Origin of the sequence: Mycobacterium sp. RTGN4 (genome assembly GCF_033804635.1) — a bacterium.
Lineage (GTDB): Bacteria > Actinomycetota > Actinomycetes > Mycobacteriales > Mycobacteriaceae > Mycobacterium.
The window spans coordinates 44034-59769 of the sequence record NZ_JAPZLB010000003.1; the positions used below are offsets into that span (position 1 = coordinate 44034).

Sequence of the window (15736 nt, forward strand, 5' to 3'; positions counted from 1 at the left end):
AACGACAATATCGGTCAGGTCTTGGCGACAAAGGTATATGGCCCAAAACCCGATCTCACCGCGGTGTCGACGTCCGACTCGGGCGTGAGTGGCTTGCGCCCTTTGAACCACCTACGATGAGCCTTCGTTCATTGGCTAATGCCGAAAAACCTTGGAGCTAGCTTGACGTCCTCTCGACGTGCCAGTCGTATGTGGCTCGCCGCTGCCCTCGCGGTGCTTGCCGTGCTGGGTGGGATCACGCTGAGCAGTGCTGACCACTGCGCAGGCAGCTGCGCCGTCGCCGCCGTACCGACGGGGCTGCTCGACCCGCATCCGCCTCCTGCTCGAGGGGTGCCGGCCTCGGTATCGATCACGCCTGCGCCGGGCAGCGACACCATGAATCCGGCCGGTCCGGTCCGGGTCGCCGCCACCAACGGCGTCATCACCGACGTCACGATGGTGAATGACGGCGGCAAGGCGATCGCGGGGATCCTGACGCCGGACCGCAAGATGTGGAAGCCGACGTCGCAGCTCGGATACAACCGCACCTACACAATGACGATCCATGCCGCCGGGCCCACCGGTATCCCGTCGCTCCAGACAGCCAGCTTCACGACGGTGTCGCCGAGCAATCAGACCGCGGTCGACTTCGAGACGACCGGCGGCGACCTGCTGCAGGACGGCGGCACCTACGGCATCGGCGCGGTGCTGTCCGCCCACTTCGACGAGCCGATCGACAACAAGGCCAACGCCGAACGGAATCTCGTCGTCACCACCGATCCGCCGGTGCTCGGGTCGTGGTACTGGGTCGACAACCAGAACGCCCACTGGCGGCCCGAGAAGTACTACGCCCCGGGTACCTCGGTGAGCGTCGCGGGCAACATCTACGGAGTGCCGCTCGGCGACGGGCTGTACGGGCAGTCGGACGAGAAGGCGTCGTTCAGGATTGGTGACGCGCACGTCTCCATCGCCGACGACAACACCAAGCAGGTCAGCGTCTTCAACAACGGCGCGCTTGTGCGGACGATGCCGACGTCCATGGGCATGGGCGGCACGCAGACGTTCGGCGACACCACGCTGTCGTTCTGGACCCCGCCGGGCGTGTACACCGTGCTGGACAAGGGCAACCCGGTCGTCATGGACTCGTCGACGTTCGGGCTGCCCACCAACAGCCGGCTCGGCTACAAGGAGACCATCTCCTTCGCCACCAGGATTAGCGTCGACGGCATTTACCTGCACCAGCTGAATTCGACGGTGTGGGCGCAGGGGAACACCGACACCAGTCACGGCTGCCTGAACCTCAACGGCGAGAACGCCGAGTGGTTCTACAACTTCTCGGTGCCCGGCGACGTCGTCGAAGTCCGCAACACCGGTGGCAAGGCGCTACAGGTGTGGCAGAACGGCGACTGGACCATCCCGTGGGCCGAGTGGCGGCAGGGCAGCAAGCTCACCTAGCTCAGCCCACGTCGGCGCGCTATGAGCCCGACAGCTGATTCACCTTGCCGGTGAAGGACAGGTTTGGCGAGCCGCCGACGGTCGTGCAGGTCGTTGTTGCGATACGGCGGTCCTTTCCGTCCAGGGCTGCGGTCATGGAACTGATCTGGGTCGGCCCGACTCCGCTGTGCCAGAGCACCCAGTGCACCGGGTCGACAGCGAGCGCGACGCAGCTGGCGCCGCCGCCGGTGACCCTGGTGGAGCCGGTGAGCACGCAGAGGCCGCCTCCGGCGTCGTGGCATGCGTTCACGGCGCCGGCGGAAGCATCGATGAACGACGAGGCGTTTGTGAAACTCGCCCAGGTTCCGGAGGCCGGCGAAAATGCGATGGCGGCGTAGGACTCGCCGCCACTGGCATTGGCGGTCGCCGCTGCGCCCACGCCGAGGGCCCCAGCGGCGGCGACCATCAAAGCCGCTGCCGTCATCCGGCGGGCTGATGAATTCGTGTTGTTGGTGCTCATGGTGTGCTCCTTCGAGTTGTCGCGGCCCCTTGTGGGCCGTGTTCAACTGCTAGGAGCGATGAGCCACCACATTTCCCGCACTTTTTGGGATGAGATTTTGGGGGCTGCTGCTCGCGTAGTCGGTGAGTTCGGTGAGGAAGCCCGGCGGGAAGCGCAGCGTGCCCTTCTCGGTGCGGCGCAGGAATCCGGACGCGGCCCTGTGAGACAGCGGCTTTCCCGGGTAATCGAGGAACTCCGCCAAACCCTGTCGTGCTTGCCATTCCGGCCACGGCCCGACGTCCGCGGCGTGCACCACCCCGTCGAGCCCCGCCCACGCCGCCTTGCGTGGCCACGGGACGCCGGTCCACGCTTGGTCGGCGGCCCCGTCGTAGTGGCCGGGGGAGGCCAGCCGCCGGCCGATCCACGCCGCCACCGGTGTGCTGACCGAATTGCCGACCATGCGCCAGCGTTCCCCGCGCTTGGCGACCTCCTCGGCAGGCGCGGTCCAATCAGCGGGAAAGCCTTGCAGCCGTTCGGTATCCCGCAGCTCCGGGGTGACGTAATGGCCCGACGGCAGCCGGATGGCCGGCGGTGAGGCCACCCCGACCGACGAGCCACACTTGATCGGCGGCACGCAGTCGACTCCCCAGCCGAACGACCGCATGCCCTCAGTCCAGTAGAAGCCGCACGCCACGTCCGGGTAAACCTTTTCGGGCGTGGGCCTTTCGCAGTCGTCGGCCAGCAGCACGTCGCGCGGATCGCCCACCCGGCTGGCCACCAGATACCAGCGATTGCGCCGCTGCGGCAGCCAGCCGTTCGTGTCGACCACGCGGTACGCCCACCGGTAACCGAGCTTGGTCAACGTCTCGGTGATCAGCCCAAGGGCTGCGCCGCGGGCCAGCGACATCAGGAACGGCACGTTCTCCAACACCACCCACGGCACGTCCGACCCTTGCAACAGTCGCAACACCTCGCCGACCAAACTGCTTCTGGCGCCGTCGATTCCGACCTTGCGGCCCACGCTGCTGAGATCCTGACACGGAAAGCCTGCCACCACCACGTCGGTGCCGCTGGGCAGGGCCGCCACGTCGCGGACGTCGCCCTCGAGCTTGGTGTCGGGGAAGCGCCTGCGCAGCACGTGCATGGCGGCGGGGGAGTTCTCGACGAGCAGCTGGGCCTGATGTCCGCTGGCCGACAGGCCGAGCTCGAGGCCGCCGATGCCTGCGAACAGTCCGACGACCTTCACCGCAACCATTCCACCGCAACGGCGTAACTCAGCCGCGACGGCACCGCGTTGCCAATCATGTGGGCCAGCGCCGTGCGCTGACGTACCCCGGCGAAGGAGAACCAGTCCGGAATGTACTGCAGCCGAGCCGCTTCGTGGGCGGTGATGGTGCGTCGCCGGCTCGGGTGGACGTAGCGGCCCATGCACATGCTGTAGAAGCCGGTGGTGATGGTTTGCGACGGTTTGTCCCACGCCAGTCGCCCGTAGATGGACTTGTAGCTGTGGCCGCCGCGGGCGTGGCAGTCCGGGCGCTCGCCGTCGGGCAGGTCGGCCAAGTCGTTGTCGAAGAGGTAGGCGATGCGCTTGCGGGTGGCCGGAGCCGACTGTGCGACGGCGTCGAGCAGGCTCGTGCGCTGCTCGTCCCGTAGCGCCTCGAGATCCTGAATTGCCCAACCGACGTCGCACGGTGGCCGGCGATGTCGCTTGACCACGTCGTCGGGGGTGACGGTGTGCGTACGACTCGCCATGAGCACGAGCCGCCGACGGCGCTGCGGCACCCCGAGCTCGCTGAGGTCGATGACCCCGATCGCTACGAAGTAGCCGAGGTCGACGAGTGCATCGGCCGCGCGTTGCACCACCGCTCCGCGATCGTTGAGGGCGCCCGGCACGTTCTCGATCAGAATGTGTTGCGGGACCAACACTTCCGCAGCGCGGACCATCGTCGAGTAGAGCGCATTCTTGTGATCGCGGTGGCGGGTGCGGTTGTTGAAGTCACTGTGGCCCTGGCACGGCGGACCGCCAACCAGCACGTCGATCTCGGGATGCTCCTTGAACAGCTGTAGCTCGCCCGGCGCGAGTCGGCTACCGGGCGTGCCAGGGAACACCTCGGCCATGTCGGCGCATCGGGTTGCGGCGGTGGGGAAGTTGGCGGCGTACGTCTGCGCGGCCGTCGGGTCGACGTCGACGGCGAGCACCGGCTCGAACGGCCGGCTCAGCGCGCGGGCGGCCTCGGCCAATCCGATGGACAGTCCGCCGCATCCGGAGAACAGGTCGATGGCCCGCACCGACGTCCTGGCCGCGCCGCTCGGAGGAGGCACCCGGCCCTGAAGCCACGCGCGTTCGGCCTCGTGCGCGGACGTAGGCCGGGCGTCGCTGCCTGAGTAGCCGGCGAGCACGCTGACGGTATGACGACCCTCGCGATCGGTGAGGATGCGTTCGTAGCTGCCGTTGCGCGTGCGGAAGCGCTCGAACGCGCCGTCGGTGCTGGTTCGTTCGCCGAGCAGAAGACGCGTCGGCTGGCTCACACGGCTGATCGTATTTTGCCTGTCGTCCCAGCCCGGGCAGGCGAGGCGGCGCGCCGTGAATAGGCTGGACGGGTGGCTAGGTCCTCGCCGTCCTGGGCGTCCTCCCCCGAGGCGCGGGCCCGCATGCAGTCCAACCGGAGCCGCGACACCAAGCCCGAGCTAGCCCTGCGCTCAGCCGTGCACGCGCTTGGGCTGCGCTACCGGGTGGGCGCCAAACCGCTCGCCGGACTGCGGCGTACCGCTGATCTGGTGTTCCCGACGGCGAAGATCGCAGTGTTTCTCGACGGATGCTTCTGGCACGGCTGTCCCGAGCACCACACCGTGGCGACGGCCAACGCCAAGTTCTGGGCCGACAAGGTCTCGGGCAACCGGGCGCGCGACCGCGACACCGACGCCCGGTTGGAAGCGGCCGGCTGGATTAGCGTGCGGGTGTGGGAGCACGAGGATCCGGCCGAGGCGGCTCAGCGGGTCCGCGAGGCCGTCCGCGCCCGGCGAAGTTAGTCCCAACGCTATGTCCACAACGTGATTCGGCAATAGGGTCGATGACGAGGCGAGCGAGGTGATGAACGTGTGGTCCGCACAACGTGAGTTCGTGGCGTACGGCCCATCGCACTTGACGGTGCTGGCGCTGTTCGTAGTCGGCATCGCCGCGCTGGTCTGGGTCGGACGCCGCCAGAGCGAAGCGCAGGCCCGAACCTTCAGTCGCGTCATGGCCGGGCTGCTGTTGGCCGTCTACCTCGCCGTGCTGGTTTACAAGCTCTTCCACCCCTTGCTGTCCAGTTCGGTGCCGCTGCAACTGTGCGACATCGCGGAATTGGCAGTGGCTTACGCGTTGTGGTCGCAGAAACAGTGGGCCTATGGGCTCACCTACTACTGGGGTCTGGTGCTGAGCTCGCAGGCATTGCTCACTCCCGACGTCGACGGGCCGGACTTCCCGGACCGCAGCTTCCTGACGTTCTTCGCGCTGCACCTGTTGGTGGTCTGGGCCGCCGTCTACCTCACGTGGGGGCGCGGCATGCGCCCGAACTGGCGTAGCTACCGCTTGACGGTCGTCGTGACTTTGGGCTGGGCGGTCTTCACCTTGATCTTCAACCTCCTCGCGGGCACCAACTACGGGTACCTCAACAGGAAACCCCCGATCGCGTCGATCCTCGACTTCCTGGGGCCGTGGCCGGTGTATCTGCTCGTCGAGATCACCTTGGTCGCCATCATCTGGGCCTTGATGACCTGGCCGTGGGAACGGAAAAGGCAACGGGCCACGGAAAGTCCCGCCGCCGACGACCTCACGCCCGGGTCTTCGACGAGCTGAACTTTCTCGGAAATCGCCCTACTTCAGCCGCACCATCCGCGTCGTCGAGCTCTCGTCGAGTTCGACGACGTCGGTGCGTGAGCGCAGAAAGTCGCTAAACGACTTGAACCCCAACGACTTCTCGCTGAACGACGGGTCCATGCGCTTCATCTGAGCCTTCACTTGCGAGTTGTGCAGCCAGTCGGCGTCGTCCTTCTCCAAGCCGATCTGCAGGGCCCGCTGCAGCAGTGCGGTGGCCGACGCCTGCGGGTCGGGCGGCTCCGGCTCGTCAGGCTCGGTGGACTGCGCGGGCCGACTGCTGCGCTTCTTCGCGGGCGCCTTCTTCGCGGGCACGGGATCCGGTTCGAACACCGGGACGCCGGGCAGCGCGTCGTAGATGACGAACTCGTCGCACGCCGAGGCCAACGCGCGGCTCGATGCACCCGCGACGCCGATGCCGACGACGTACCGGCCCAGCCGCTTGCACCGCTGCGCCAACGCGATGTAGTCGGAGTCGCCCGCGACGATCACCACGTGCGTGAGGTCCGGCAGCCGGAACATGTCCTCGACCGCGTCGACCGCCAACCTGATGTCGGCGCCGTTCTTGCCGTAGGCCGCGGCTGGAAACAGCTGCACCAGGTCGACGGCGCGCGCGACCAGTTGCCCGCGATAGCCCGCGTTGACGTCGGCCGACCAGTCGGCATACGCGCGGGTGAGTACCAGCGTCCCGAACGACGAGGCGAAGTCGATGATCGCGCCGACGTCGACGGTGGCACGCCCAAGCGGCTCCGCCTCCAGCCCGCTGGCCTTGTCCTTCTGGAACGAGTTGCGCCCGTTCACCTGGTCGTACCGCGAGATCACGATGTTGTCGAAGTCGAGGTAGACCGCGACTCGGGTGGCACCGGTCTCCGTCATGGCTTCAGTGTGGTCGATCGCGGCCGACTAGCGCTGCAATCGGGCCAGGATCTCCCGCGTCGGACGATCGACGACGTCGGCATACTCCGGGTGCTTCTTGCAGAAGGCCGTGACCGTCGGGCAGACCGGCACGATGCGCAGCCCGTCGGCCTTCGTCCGGGCGAGCGCCTCGCCGATCACGATGGTGGCGAGCCCGCGGCCGCCGAACGCCTCGTCGACCTCGGTGTGGAAGAACACGCGCTGCTCGCCGTTGTCCTCGAACATCGTCAGCCCGACGTCCTGGCCTTCGACGGCGATGACGAACCTGTCGGCCTCCGCGCGCACGGTCACCACAGCGCCGGTCTTGTCAGTCAGAGCCATGCCTCCACAGTGCCACGGCTGGCTACCATCGAGCGGACATGGATACCGAACACGTTCACATCGACAAGCAGACGCCGTCGGTGTACCAAGCCCTCACCGGAGTCTCGACGGCGGTGTTCGCCGCGGCGAAGGAACTCGGCCTGCCCCGCGCGCTCGTCGAGATGGTCAACGTCCGGGTGTCGCAAATCAACGGCTGCCCGACGTGCCTCGAGGTGCACCACCGCCGCGCCGTGGCGGCAGGCGTCACGGACAAGCAACTCGCGACGCTGTCGGTCTGGCGTGACACCGAACTGTTCGACGAGCGCGAGCAGGCCGCGCTGCGGTTGGCGGAGCTTACGACGACGCTGCCCGACCACGACACCGCCGAGCGCGAATATGCCCGCGCCCGAGCGGTGTTCACCGAGGATGAGCTTTCGGCGGTGATCTGGATAGCCATCACGATCGGCTCGTTCAACCGGGTGTCGATCCTGAGCCGTCACGAAGTCAGGCCGTAGGCCTAGAAGAGTTGGTCGTAGCGCTGCATCAGATCGTGGATGTCGTCGTCGATGCCAAGCTCGAGCGAGCTCATCATGCCGGCCAGAGTGTCGTAGCTTCCGACCGTGAAGATCAGGTCGAGCAACTGCTGTTTGTCCAGTTCGCCGGCCAGCGTCTGCCAGGTCGGCCTGGTGATGGCCCCGTCGACGATGAGCTCGTCGACCGATCGCAGGAGCGCCGCTTCGAATGTGCTCCAGAACGGGGCATCGGACCCGTAGGCGATGCGTCCGATCTCCTCGTCGGTCAGTCCGGCGTCGCGGGCGACGAACAGGTGCTGCGCCCACTCGTAGCCGCACTTGCGCACCGCCGCCACCCGCAGGACGAGCAGTTCGCGCTGCCGCTCGGTCAGCGTGGTGCCTCGCAACAGATGGCCGTTGAGCGTGAAGTACGCCTGCGCCAGCGCGGGATGGTGGGCCATCGAGCCCAACACCTTGAGCGCCTTGGGCCGATCCTTGGTGGGCATCGGCTCGTGACGCGGGTTGGGCGGGCGCAGGGCCGCCAGCGCGGCGCGCATCTCGGGCGGAAAGTCCTGCGGCTGGAGCGGTTCGATGAGTGCCATGTCAGATGACACTAGGCGGCGCGAGCGTGACGGACGGCGCTGCTGCGGAAGGCATAGTCGAGTTGCCCGCCTTGCAGCGACAACCACGCTCCGTCGACTCGGGGAGGGTCGGGCGGTCTGGAAGTGCCTTTCGCATTGCCCAGCTCGCAGCGACAATTCGAGCCGAGGTGGTCGTGGTCGTCAGGCGTGGTCATGGTCGGCAGAGTCAGGTGTGGTGCCAGTCCGCGTCATCCCACCGGCCGAGGGGAAGCGGCTCCCCGCGCGCTCGTTCGCGTAACGCAATCACCCTTTGATGGATCCGGTATTCGGTGCTGCGCGGCACCGGCCCGGGACCGTACAGTCCGCGTTCCAAGTGACGCACCCGCCCGCGGGCCACTTCCCAGCGCAGCGCGTCCGAGATCGCTTTCGATGGCCTCCCCGCGAATGAGAAGCCCTGGTGGGTGAGCGCATCGATCAGCTCGGCCACGGTGTGGGGGCCGTGCTGCCCCAAGTACAGCACTAGTGCATAGCGAAGTTCGATTCCGCGTAGACACACCTCAGGCATAGCCGAACCGAAACACGAACCGCCGACACATCCGGGGGTGTCTCCGCCGCATGTGTGAAGTTATCCACAGGACGCGCGCGTGGCACGAGCCCGGGCGGGCAGTCTTCAGCGGATCGGGGCGCCGTTGTCGCTGCAAGGCGGGCAACTTGATCGGCGCTCCCGGAGCGCCCCACCTTCTGCTCACCGCGATTCAAAGCGGGCCGCCCACGTGATAAGTGGCGCAATGCCCGAACCAACCCGTCTAACAGCAGGTCCGCGCTCACAGGCACCGGCGCATTGTCGGCACCGAGCGCGGCCCGTCCAGCCGGCGGATTCGCGACGACCGCAACCGCCGATACCGTCCTGACCAGGTCAGTCACATGCCAACAGCCCCCAGGAGGTGACCGTGGCCAACGAGCAGCATGCCGAACCGACGCCGATCCGCCGGCCGCGGGCCGATCAGGCCCGGCTGGTGGCCGACGTGCTCCGTCATCAGATCCATGCGGGCGGGTACAGCGACGGACTGCCAGGAGAGGCTGACCTCGCAAGCGAGTTCTTCGTCTCCCGCAACACCGTGCGCGAGGCACTCGCCACCCTCAAGGACGAAGGCCTCATCGACCGCGGCCCCCGCACCGGCACCCACGTCGCGATCCGCAAGTACGACCACGGGCTCGACGCGCTCGTCGGCCTCAAGGAGACGTTCAAGGGCTACGGCGAGATCCGCAACGAGGTCCGCGCCATCATGACGGTGTCCGCGCCGCCGTCGGTGGCCAACAAGCTCAAGCTCAGTCCCGGCGAACCCGTCGTCTTCGTCGAACGGTTGCGCTACCTCGGCGACCTTCCGCTGAGCCTGGACATGACCTACCTCGTCGAAGACGTCGGCCAGCAGGTCATCGAGCACTCGCTGGAGACCAACGACGTCTTCGCGCTCATCGAACAGGTCACCGGACGACGGCTTGGCAGCGCCGGGCTCGCGGTGGAGGCCGTGCCCGTCGACCCGCATTCCGCCGCAATCCTGCAGGTGCCCGACAGTGCCTCGCTGCTGCTTCTGGAACGGCTCACCCACCTCGACGACGGGCGACCCGTCGACCTCGAATACATCCGCATGCGTGGAGATCGAATCACTTTGCGCGGCAACCTAGTTAGGGGAACTTAATGGCCCAGGTCAACCAGCGCGTCGACGTGCCCGTCACGATCGACGAATCGCTGTGCATTGAGGGCTGCACCCTGTGCGTCGAGATCTGTCCACTCGACTCGCTGGCCATCAACCCCGAGAACGGCAAGGCCTTCATGCACGTCGACGAGTGTTGGTACTGCGGCCCGTGCGCAGCGCGCTGTCCCACCGGCGCCGTCACCGTCAACATGCCCTACCTCCTCCGATAACCCCAGGACCATTCATGAAACGCATGCTCGCCGCCCTGCTCGCCGCCCTGCTCGCCGCCGCTACCGTAAGTTCCCTGGCGGCTTGCTCTTTGGACTCCAAGTCGCAGTCAGCCGACACGGTCGACGTCGTCGTCGGCTACCAGTCCAAGACCATCAACACCGTCACCGCCGGAACCCTGTTGAAGGCCAAGGGTTTCCTGGAACAGCGGCTCGCCGACATCGGCAAGTCCTCCGGCAAGAAGTACAACGTGCAGTGGCAGGACTACGACACCGGCGCGCCCATCACCGCGCAGATGGTCGCCGAGAAGATCGACATCGGCTCCATGGGCGACTACCCGTTGCTGATCAACGGCTCCAAGACTCAAGCCAATGAACGCGCCAAGACCGAGTTGGTCTCCATCACCGGATACAGCCCGACCGGCGCACTCAACATGGTCGTCGTCCCACCCAACTCGTCGGCGCGGACCATCACCGACCTCAAGGGCGAGAAGGTCTCCGCCAGTGTCGGTTCCGCGGGCCACGGCACGCTCGTGCGCGCGCTCGACACCGCGGGCATCGACCCGAAGGCCGGCGTCGAGGTGCTCAACCAACAGCCGCAGGTAGGCGCGTCGGCACTGGAATCCGGCCAGGCCCAGGCACTCTCGCAGTTCGTCGCGTGGCCCGGTCTGCTCGTCTTCCAGAACAAGGCCAAACTGCTTTACGACGGCGCCGAGGGCAAGTACCCCACCTTCCACGGCGTCGTCGTGCGCCGTGACTACGCCAGCCAGCATCCCGAGGTGCTCGACGCCTTCCTGCAGGCCCAACTCGACGCCACCGACTACCTCAACCAGCATCCGCTGGAGTCGGCCAAGCTGGTCGCCGACGGCAGCGGCCTGCCCCAAGAGGTCGTCTACCTCTACAACGGTCCCGGCGGCACCAGCTTCGACACCACGCTGAAACCCTCACTGGTTCAAGCGTTCAAGGGTGACGTGCCGTATCTGAAGTCGATTGGCGACTTCGCCGACCTCGACATCGACGGCTTCGTGTCGGACGACGCGATCCGCAAGGCGTTCGCCGCCCGCGGCCAGAACTACGACGCCGCGCTGGCGAGCACCAGCAACCCGTCGACGCTCAGCGGTCAGGACCCGGTGTGCAACGTCGCGGTGACCGATCCCAAGCTGGCCGGCGAACTCTGGCTCGATGGCAAGGACACCACCCAATCCGCCGCCAACCCCGGCTGCCTATTGCGTGCCATCCGCGAAGCAGGTGCGCGCGGCGAAAAGGTGCGCGCCGCATACATTCCCGATACGGAGTTCGGCACCCGGTGGTTCGCCGACAAGTCGAGTTGGGTCAAGGACGGGGCCAACTACCTGCCCTTCGACTCGGCCGCGGGCGCCGGGCGATACACCGCGACCCACCCCGGCGCGACCGTCGTCGACTACCAGCAGGCGTTGGCGGGTGCGGTGTGACCGCGCCTCCCGCGGTGCTGGTCGCTGACGCACCGGCAGTCGCCGCACCGGTAGCGCCAGCCGGCAAGGGTCCCAAAGCGCGTAGCTGGGGCACCTGGCTGGTCCGCATCGGTTCGGTGGCCGCAGCCGTCGCGCTCTGGCAGGTGTTGACCGCCAACCACGTTCGGCTCTGGTTGCGGTTCGACACGCTGCCGACGGTCACCGAGATCGCGACGGCCTTCGCCCACCGATTGGTTACCCAGGACTACTGGCTCGATCTTGGCCAGTCGCTGATCCGCATCCTCACCGGGTTCGCGCTGGCGGCCGTGGCGGGCGTCGTCACCGGCATCCTGCTCGGCCGTTCGCCCAAGTTCGCCAACGTCTTCGGCCCGCTCACCGAACTGGCCCGGCCCATTCCGGCCATCGCGATCGTGCCCGTGGCGATCCTGCTGTTCCCCACCGACGAGGCCGGGATCGTCTTCATCACGTTCCTCGCCGCGTACTTCCCGATCATGGTCAGCACCAGGCACGCCGTCCGCGCGTTGCCGACGCTGTGGGAGGACTCGGTGCGCACGCTCGGCGGCAACCGTTGGGACGTGCTGAGCCGAGTCGTGTTGCCCGGCATCCTCCCCGGCGTCTTCGGCGGGCTCTCCGTCGGCATCGGCGTCGCGTGGATCTGCGTCATCTCCGCCGAGATGATCTCCGGACGGCTCGGCGTCGGCTACCGCACCTGGCAGGCCTACACCGTGCTGGCCTACCCCGAGGTGTTCGTCGGCATCATCACGATCGGCGTGCTCGGTTTCGCGACTTCGGCCGCCATCGAACTCGTCGGTAGACGCGCCACGCGCTGGCTGCCCCGCGCAGAGGAGAACGCCCAGTGACCGGCATGAGTTTGAAGCTCAGCGACGTCGTGCTCAGCTATGGCGGCGCACCGGTCGTGGACGGGCTCGACCTCGACGTCGCGCCAGGCGAGATCCTGGTGCTCACCGGACCGTCGGGCTGCGGCAAGTCGACGGTGTTGCGTGCGCTGGCCGGGCTGCTGCGGCCGGACCGGGGCGAGGTGCTCGCCGACGGCACGCGCGTCGCCGGCACGTCGCGGGACCGTGCGATGGTCTTCCAGGACAACGCGCTGTTGCCATGGCGCACCGTGCAATCCAACGTCGAGCTCGCGCTGAAGCTCGCCGGCCGCCCGCGCCAGGGCCGGCGCGATGAGGCGCAGCGCTGGATCGCCGACGTCGGGCTCACCGGTTTCGAGAAGTACCTCCCGAAGAGCCTCTCCGGCGGTATGCGGCAACGCGTGCAACTCGCCCGCGGACTGGCAGGCGCCCCGCGCGCAGTCATGATGGACGAACCCTTCGGCGCCCTGGATACCCAGACGCGGGCCACCATGCAGCGCCTGCTCGTCGACACATGGGGTACGCACCCTACGACCGTCGTCTTCGTTACCCACGACGTCGACGAAGCGCTGCTCATCGGCGACCGCATCGCGGTGCTCGGCCGTGCCGGCGAGCCGCTGCGTGCGCTGCTCGACGTGCCGCGCCCGCGTGATGCCGACGTCGCCCGTAGCGCACTGCGCACTGAAGTGATTGCCGCACTCGACCATTCGGAGTTGATCAGCTAGTGGAGACCCCCGCACTTTCGGACGCTGTCCGGCTCGACTGCGACGTGCTCGTCATCGGCGGTGGCACCGCAGGCACGATGGCCGCGCTGTCGGCCGCCGAGCAGGGTGCGCAGGTAGTGCTGATGGAGAAGGCGCACGTGCGACACTCCGGCGCGCTGGCCATGGGCATGGACGGCGTCAACAACGCCGTCATCCCCGGCAAGGCCACGCCCGAGGACTACGTCGCCGAGATCACCCGTGCCAACGACGGAATCGTCAACCAGCGCACCATTTATCAGACCGCCACCCGCGGCTTCGCGATGGTGCAGCGACTGGAGCGCTACGGCGTCAAGTTCGAGAAGGACGAGCACGGTGAGTACGCGGTGCGCCGTGTCCACCGCTCCGGCTCCTACGTGCTGCCGATGCCCGAGGGCAAGGACGTCAAGAAGGCCCTGTACCGCGTGCTGCGGCAGCGCTCGATGCGCGAGAAGATCCGCATCGAGAACCGGCTCGTCCCGGTCCGCGTGCTCACTGACCAAGGCCGGGCCGTCGGCGCAGCCGCATTGAACAGCCGCACCGGTGAATTCGTCGTCGTGGCCGCCAAGGCCGTCGTCCTTGCGACTGGGCCGTGCGGACGGCTCGGCCTACCGGCGTCCGGATATCTGTATGGCACCTACGAGAATCCGACAAACGCCGGTGACGGCTACTCGATGGCCTTCCATGCGGGCGCGGAACTGTCGGGCATCGAGTGCTTCCAGATCAATCCGCTCATCAAGGACTACAACGGGCCGGCCTGCGCCTACGTCGCCAATCCCTTTGGCGGATACCAGGTCAACGCGCAGGGGGAGCGGTTCGTCGACTCCGACTACTGGTCGGGTCAGATGATGGCGGAGGTGAAGAACGAGATCGAGTCCGCGCGCGGACCCATCTACCTCAAGGTCAGCCACCTGCCCGACGAGACGCTGTCCACACTCGAAGGTATTCTGCACACCACCGAGCGGCCCACCCGCGGCACCTTTCACGCCAACCGTGGCCACGACTACCGCACCCACGACATCGAGATGCACATCTCTGAGATCGGGTTGTGCGGTGGGCATTCCGCGTCTGGAGTGTGGGTCGACGAGCATGCCCGCACCACCGTGCCGGGGCTCTACGCCGCGGGCGACCTGGCGTGCGTGCCGCACAACTACATGATCGGGGCGTTCGTCTACGGCGACCTGGCCGGTACGCACGCCGCGTCCACGCTCGCTGACGTCGAAGCACCGCAACAGCTTCCGGAGGATCAGCTCGCGGAAGCACACGAACTGATCTACCGCCCGCTGCGCCACCCAGATGGTCCGCCCCAGCCGCAGGTCGAATACAAGCTGCGCCGCTTCGTCAACGATTACGTGGCCCCGCCCAAGACCGCCGCCAAGTTGTCGATCGCGGTGCAGACCTTCGAGCGGATGAGCGACGAGGTCGCGGGCATCGGGGCGAAGACGCCGCACGAGCTCATGCGCGCGGTCGAGGTGTCGTTCATCCGGGATTGCGCCGAGATGGCGGCCCGCTCGTCGCTCACCCGCACCGAATCGCGCTGGGGGCTCTACCACGACCGCAGCGACACCCCGGATCGCGACGACGTCGAGTGGCGCTACCACCTGAATCTGCGTAAGACCGCCGAAGGCGACATGGAGTTCCTCAAGCGGCCGGTCGCGCCGTACTTCGTGCCGGTTCCAGGGCTCGATGAATTGCCAAGCGGCGAAACCGAACCCATCCCCGTGCGTCAACCCGACCTCGTCGGGGGTCAGGCACCGGCGTCCGAGGTGTCCCGCATCGATTCGGTTGCGGCCCCACCGCCGTCGCCCCGCATCGCCGCCGTGCTCGCGCTCGACGAGCCGACGGTCGAGGAACTGCAGATCTACCTCACCGACACCGATCCCGGCGTCCGGCGCACCGCCGTCGACGTGCTCACCGAACACCTCTGCGACGGCTACGGGCCTGCGCTAGTGTCGGCGCTGAGCGATTCGCATGTCGAGGTCCGCCGGGTGGCCGCCGACGGCATCCGCGAACTCGTCGAGGTGTTGCCGGATCCCGCTGCCGTACAACCGCTTCTAACGTCCGACGATCCGGTCGTGCGCGGTGCCGCGCTGTACGTGCTGAGCTCGCGACGGGCCGGCATCGCCGAGCACTACCGCCGCGCGCTCACCGATGCCGACCACCGCGTCCGGATCGAAGCCGTGCGTGCGCTGGTCTCCGTCGACGACGCCGACGGGGTCGCCGCGGCGGGGAGCGATGCGAACCGCGAAGTGCGCATCACCGTCGCCAACGGGCTCGGCACGCTGCGCACCGGGGCCCCGGCCGTCCGGGCGCTCATCGATGACTCCGATCCGCTGGTGCGCGCTGCCGCGCTGGCCGCGATGGGCTCACTCGGCTGGGACGACGCCGACGTGTCCTCCGTCGAGGCGGCGCTCGCCGCGTCGGCGTGGCAGATCCGGCAGGGCGCGGCCCGAGCACTCGCGGGTGCGCCGTCGTCGACGACCGCGGTGCCGCCACTGTCGCGGGCACTGACCGACCCGCACCTCGACGTGCGCAAGGCGGCCGTACTGAGTCTGACCCGATGGGCCGACTCGGAAGAGGCTGCGCGCGAGGCACTCACCGTTGCGCTCGACGACGGCGACGCCGACGTGCGCGCCTACGCCAGGCAGGCGTTGGCCGCGAAGAACTGAG

General features: G+C 67.5%; 17 protein-coding genes. 10 read left to right on the plus strand and 7 right to left on the minus strand.

The genetic code is table 11. From position 1 onward, the window contains the following. The first annotated feature begins 189 nt into the window (after nucleotides 1-189). Nucleotides 190-1434 (plus strand): L,D-transpeptidase, encoded by a 1245-nt coding sequence (locus SLQ30_RS07070; RefSeq protein ID WP_319450765.1) that lies wholly within the window; start codon nucleotides 190-192, stop codon nucleotides 1432-1434. A 19-nt stretch (nucleotides 1435-1453) separates the two neighbouring features. Here SLQ30_RS07070 and SLQ30_RS07075 read toward each other — a convergent pair whose 3' ends face one another. The 3 genes from SLQ30_RS07075 to SLQ30_RS07085 are packed head-to-tail and all read right to left on the minus strand — an operon-like array spanning nucleotide 1454 to nucleotide 4441. Continuing rightward, nucleotides 1454-1933 (minus strand): hypothetical protein, encoded by a 480-nt coding sequence (locus SLQ30_RS07075; protein WP_319450720.1) that lies wholly within the window; start codon nucleotides 1931-1933, stop codon nucleotides 1454-1456. Between the two features lie 49 nt (nucleotides 1934-1982). Then, nucleotides 1983-3167, minus strand: coding sequence for a DNA (cytosine-5-)-methyltransferase (locus SLQ30_RS07080; RefSeq protein WP_319450721.1), 1185 nt, complete (start codon nucleotides 3165-3167; stop codon nucleotides 1983-1985). Next, on the minus strand, nucleotides 3155-4441 hold the full coding sequence (locus SLQ30_RS07085) for a DNA cytosine methyltransferase (RefSeq protein ID WP_319450722.1): 1287 nt from the start codon (nucleotides 4439-4441) through the stop codon (nucleotides 3155-3157). Before SLQ30_RS07085 ends, SLQ30_RS07080 begins: the two co-directional genes overlap by 13 nt. A 72-nt stretch (nucleotides 4442-4513) precedes the next feature. On the opposite strand from SLQ30_RS07085, the gene SLQ30_RS07090 reads away from it, so the two are divergent. Beyond that, nucleotides 4514-4942, plus strand: a complete 429-nt coding sequence (locus tag SLQ30_RS07090; protein WP_319450723.1) for a very short patch repair endonuclease — start codon at nucleotides 4514-4516, stop codon at nucleotides 4940-4942. Between the two features lie 67 nt (nucleotides 4943-5009). After that, the gene (locus SLQ30_RS07095) at nucleotides 5010-5750 is read left to right on the plus strand and encodes a TIGR02206 family membrane protein (protein ID WP_319450724.1); all 741 of its coding nucleotides are present in this window, start codon (nucleotides 5010-5012) and stop codon (nucleotides 5748-5750) included. Between the two features lie 18 nt (nucleotides 5751-5768). Here SLQ30_RS07095 and SLQ30_RS07100 read toward each other — a convergent pair whose 3' ends face one another. Together SLQ30_RS07100 and SLQ30_RS07105 are read right to left on the minus strand one after the other, a co-directional pair. Further along, nucleotides 5769-6644 carry an NYN domain-containing protein gene (locus tag SLQ30_RS07100; protein ID WP_319450725.1) on the minus strand — a complete coding sequence of 292 codons (876 nt, stop codon included), beginning with the start codon at nucleotides 6642-6644 and terminating at the stop codon, nucleotides 5769-5771. 27 nt (nucleotides 6645-6671) lie between these two features. Then, on the minus strand, nucleotides 6672-7004 hold the full coding sequence (locus SLQ30_RS07105; protein WP_319450726.1) for a GNAT family N-acetyltransferase: 333 nt from the start codon (nucleotides 7002-7004) through the stop codon (nucleotides 6672-6674). A gap of 38 nt (nucleotides 7005-7042) precedes the next feature. Here SLQ30_RS07105 and SLQ30_RS07110 point away from each other — a divergent pair, with 38 nt between their 5' ends. Continuing rightward, the gene (locus SLQ30_RS07110; protein WP_319450727.1) at nucleotides 7043-7498 is read left to right on the plus strand and encodes a carboxymuconolactone decarboxylase family protein; all 456 of its coding nucleotides are present in this window, start codon (nucleotides 7043-7045) and stop codon (nucleotides 7496-7498) included. Between the two features lie 2 nt (nucleotides 7499-7500). Here the strand turns inward: SLQ30_RS07110 and SLQ30_RS07115 are convergent, their stop codons facing one another. Further along, a complete protein-coding gene (locus SLQ30_RS07115) occupies nucleotides 7501-8097 on the minus strand; it encodes a carboxymuconolactone decarboxylase family protein (RefSeq protein WP_319450728.1) in 597 nt (198 codons plus the stop codon). A gap of 205 nt (nucleotides 8098-8302) precedes the next feature. Further along, complete coding sequence (locus tag SLQ30_RS07120) at nucleotides 8303-8641, minus strand: hypothetical protein (RefSeq protein WP_319450729.1); 339 nt, start codon at nucleotides 8639-8641, stop codon at nucleotides 8303-8305. Nucleotides 8642-9026: 385 nt separating this feature from the next. Between SLQ30_RS07120 and SLQ30_RS07125 the strand changes: the two genes are divergently transcribed. The 6 genes from SLQ30_RS07125 to SLQ30_RS07150 are packed head-to-tail and all read left to right on the plus strand — an operon-like array spanning nucleotide 9027 to nucleotide 15735. Then, nucleotides 9027-9776 carry a GntR family transcriptional regulator gene (locus SLQ30_RS07125; RefSeq protein ID WP_319450730.1) on the plus strand — a complete coding sequence of 250 codons (750 nt, stop codon included), beginning with the start codon at nucleotides 9027-9029 and terminating at the stop codon, nucleotides 9774-9776. Continuing rightward, a complete protein-coding gene (locus tag SLQ30_RS07130; protein WP_163919079.1) occupies nucleotides 9776-10003 on the plus strand; it encodes a ferredoxin family protein in 228 nt (75 codons plus the stop codon). The genes SLQ30_RS07125 and SLQ30_RS07130 overlap by 1 nt, the downstream gene beginning before the upstream one ends. A 14-nt stretch (nucleotides 10004-10017) precedes the next feature. Continuing rightward, a complete protein-coding gene (locus SLQ30_RS07135) occupies nucleotides 10018-11451 on the plus strand; it encodes an ABC transporter substrate-binding protein (protein WP_319450731.1) in 1434 nt (477 codons plus the stop codon). Next, a complete protein-coding gene (locus tag SLQ30_RS07140; RefSeq protein ID WP_413467951.1) occupies nucleotides 11448-12311 on the plus strand; it encodes an ABC transporter permease in 864 nt (287 codons plus the stop codon). Before SLQ30_RS07135 ends, SLQ30_RS07140 begins: the two co-directional genes overlap by 4 nt. A gap of 5 nt (nucleotides 12312-12316) precedes the next feature. Continuing rightward, complete coding sequence (locus SLQ30_RS07145; RefSeq protein WP_319450767.1) at nucleotides 12317-13051, plus strand: ABC transporter ATP-binding protein; 735 nt, start codon at nucleotides 12317-12319, stop codon at nucleotides 13049-13051. Beyond that, entirely contained in the window at nucleotides 13051-15735 is a 2685-nt protein-coding gene (locus SLQ30_RS07150; protein WP_319450732.1) for a fumarate reductase/succinate dehydrogenase flavoprotein subunit, read from the plus strand. Before SLQ30_RS07145 ends, SLQ30_RS07150 begins: the two co-directional genes overlap by 1 nt. The last annotated feature ends 1 nt before the right edge of the window (nucleotide 15736 follow it).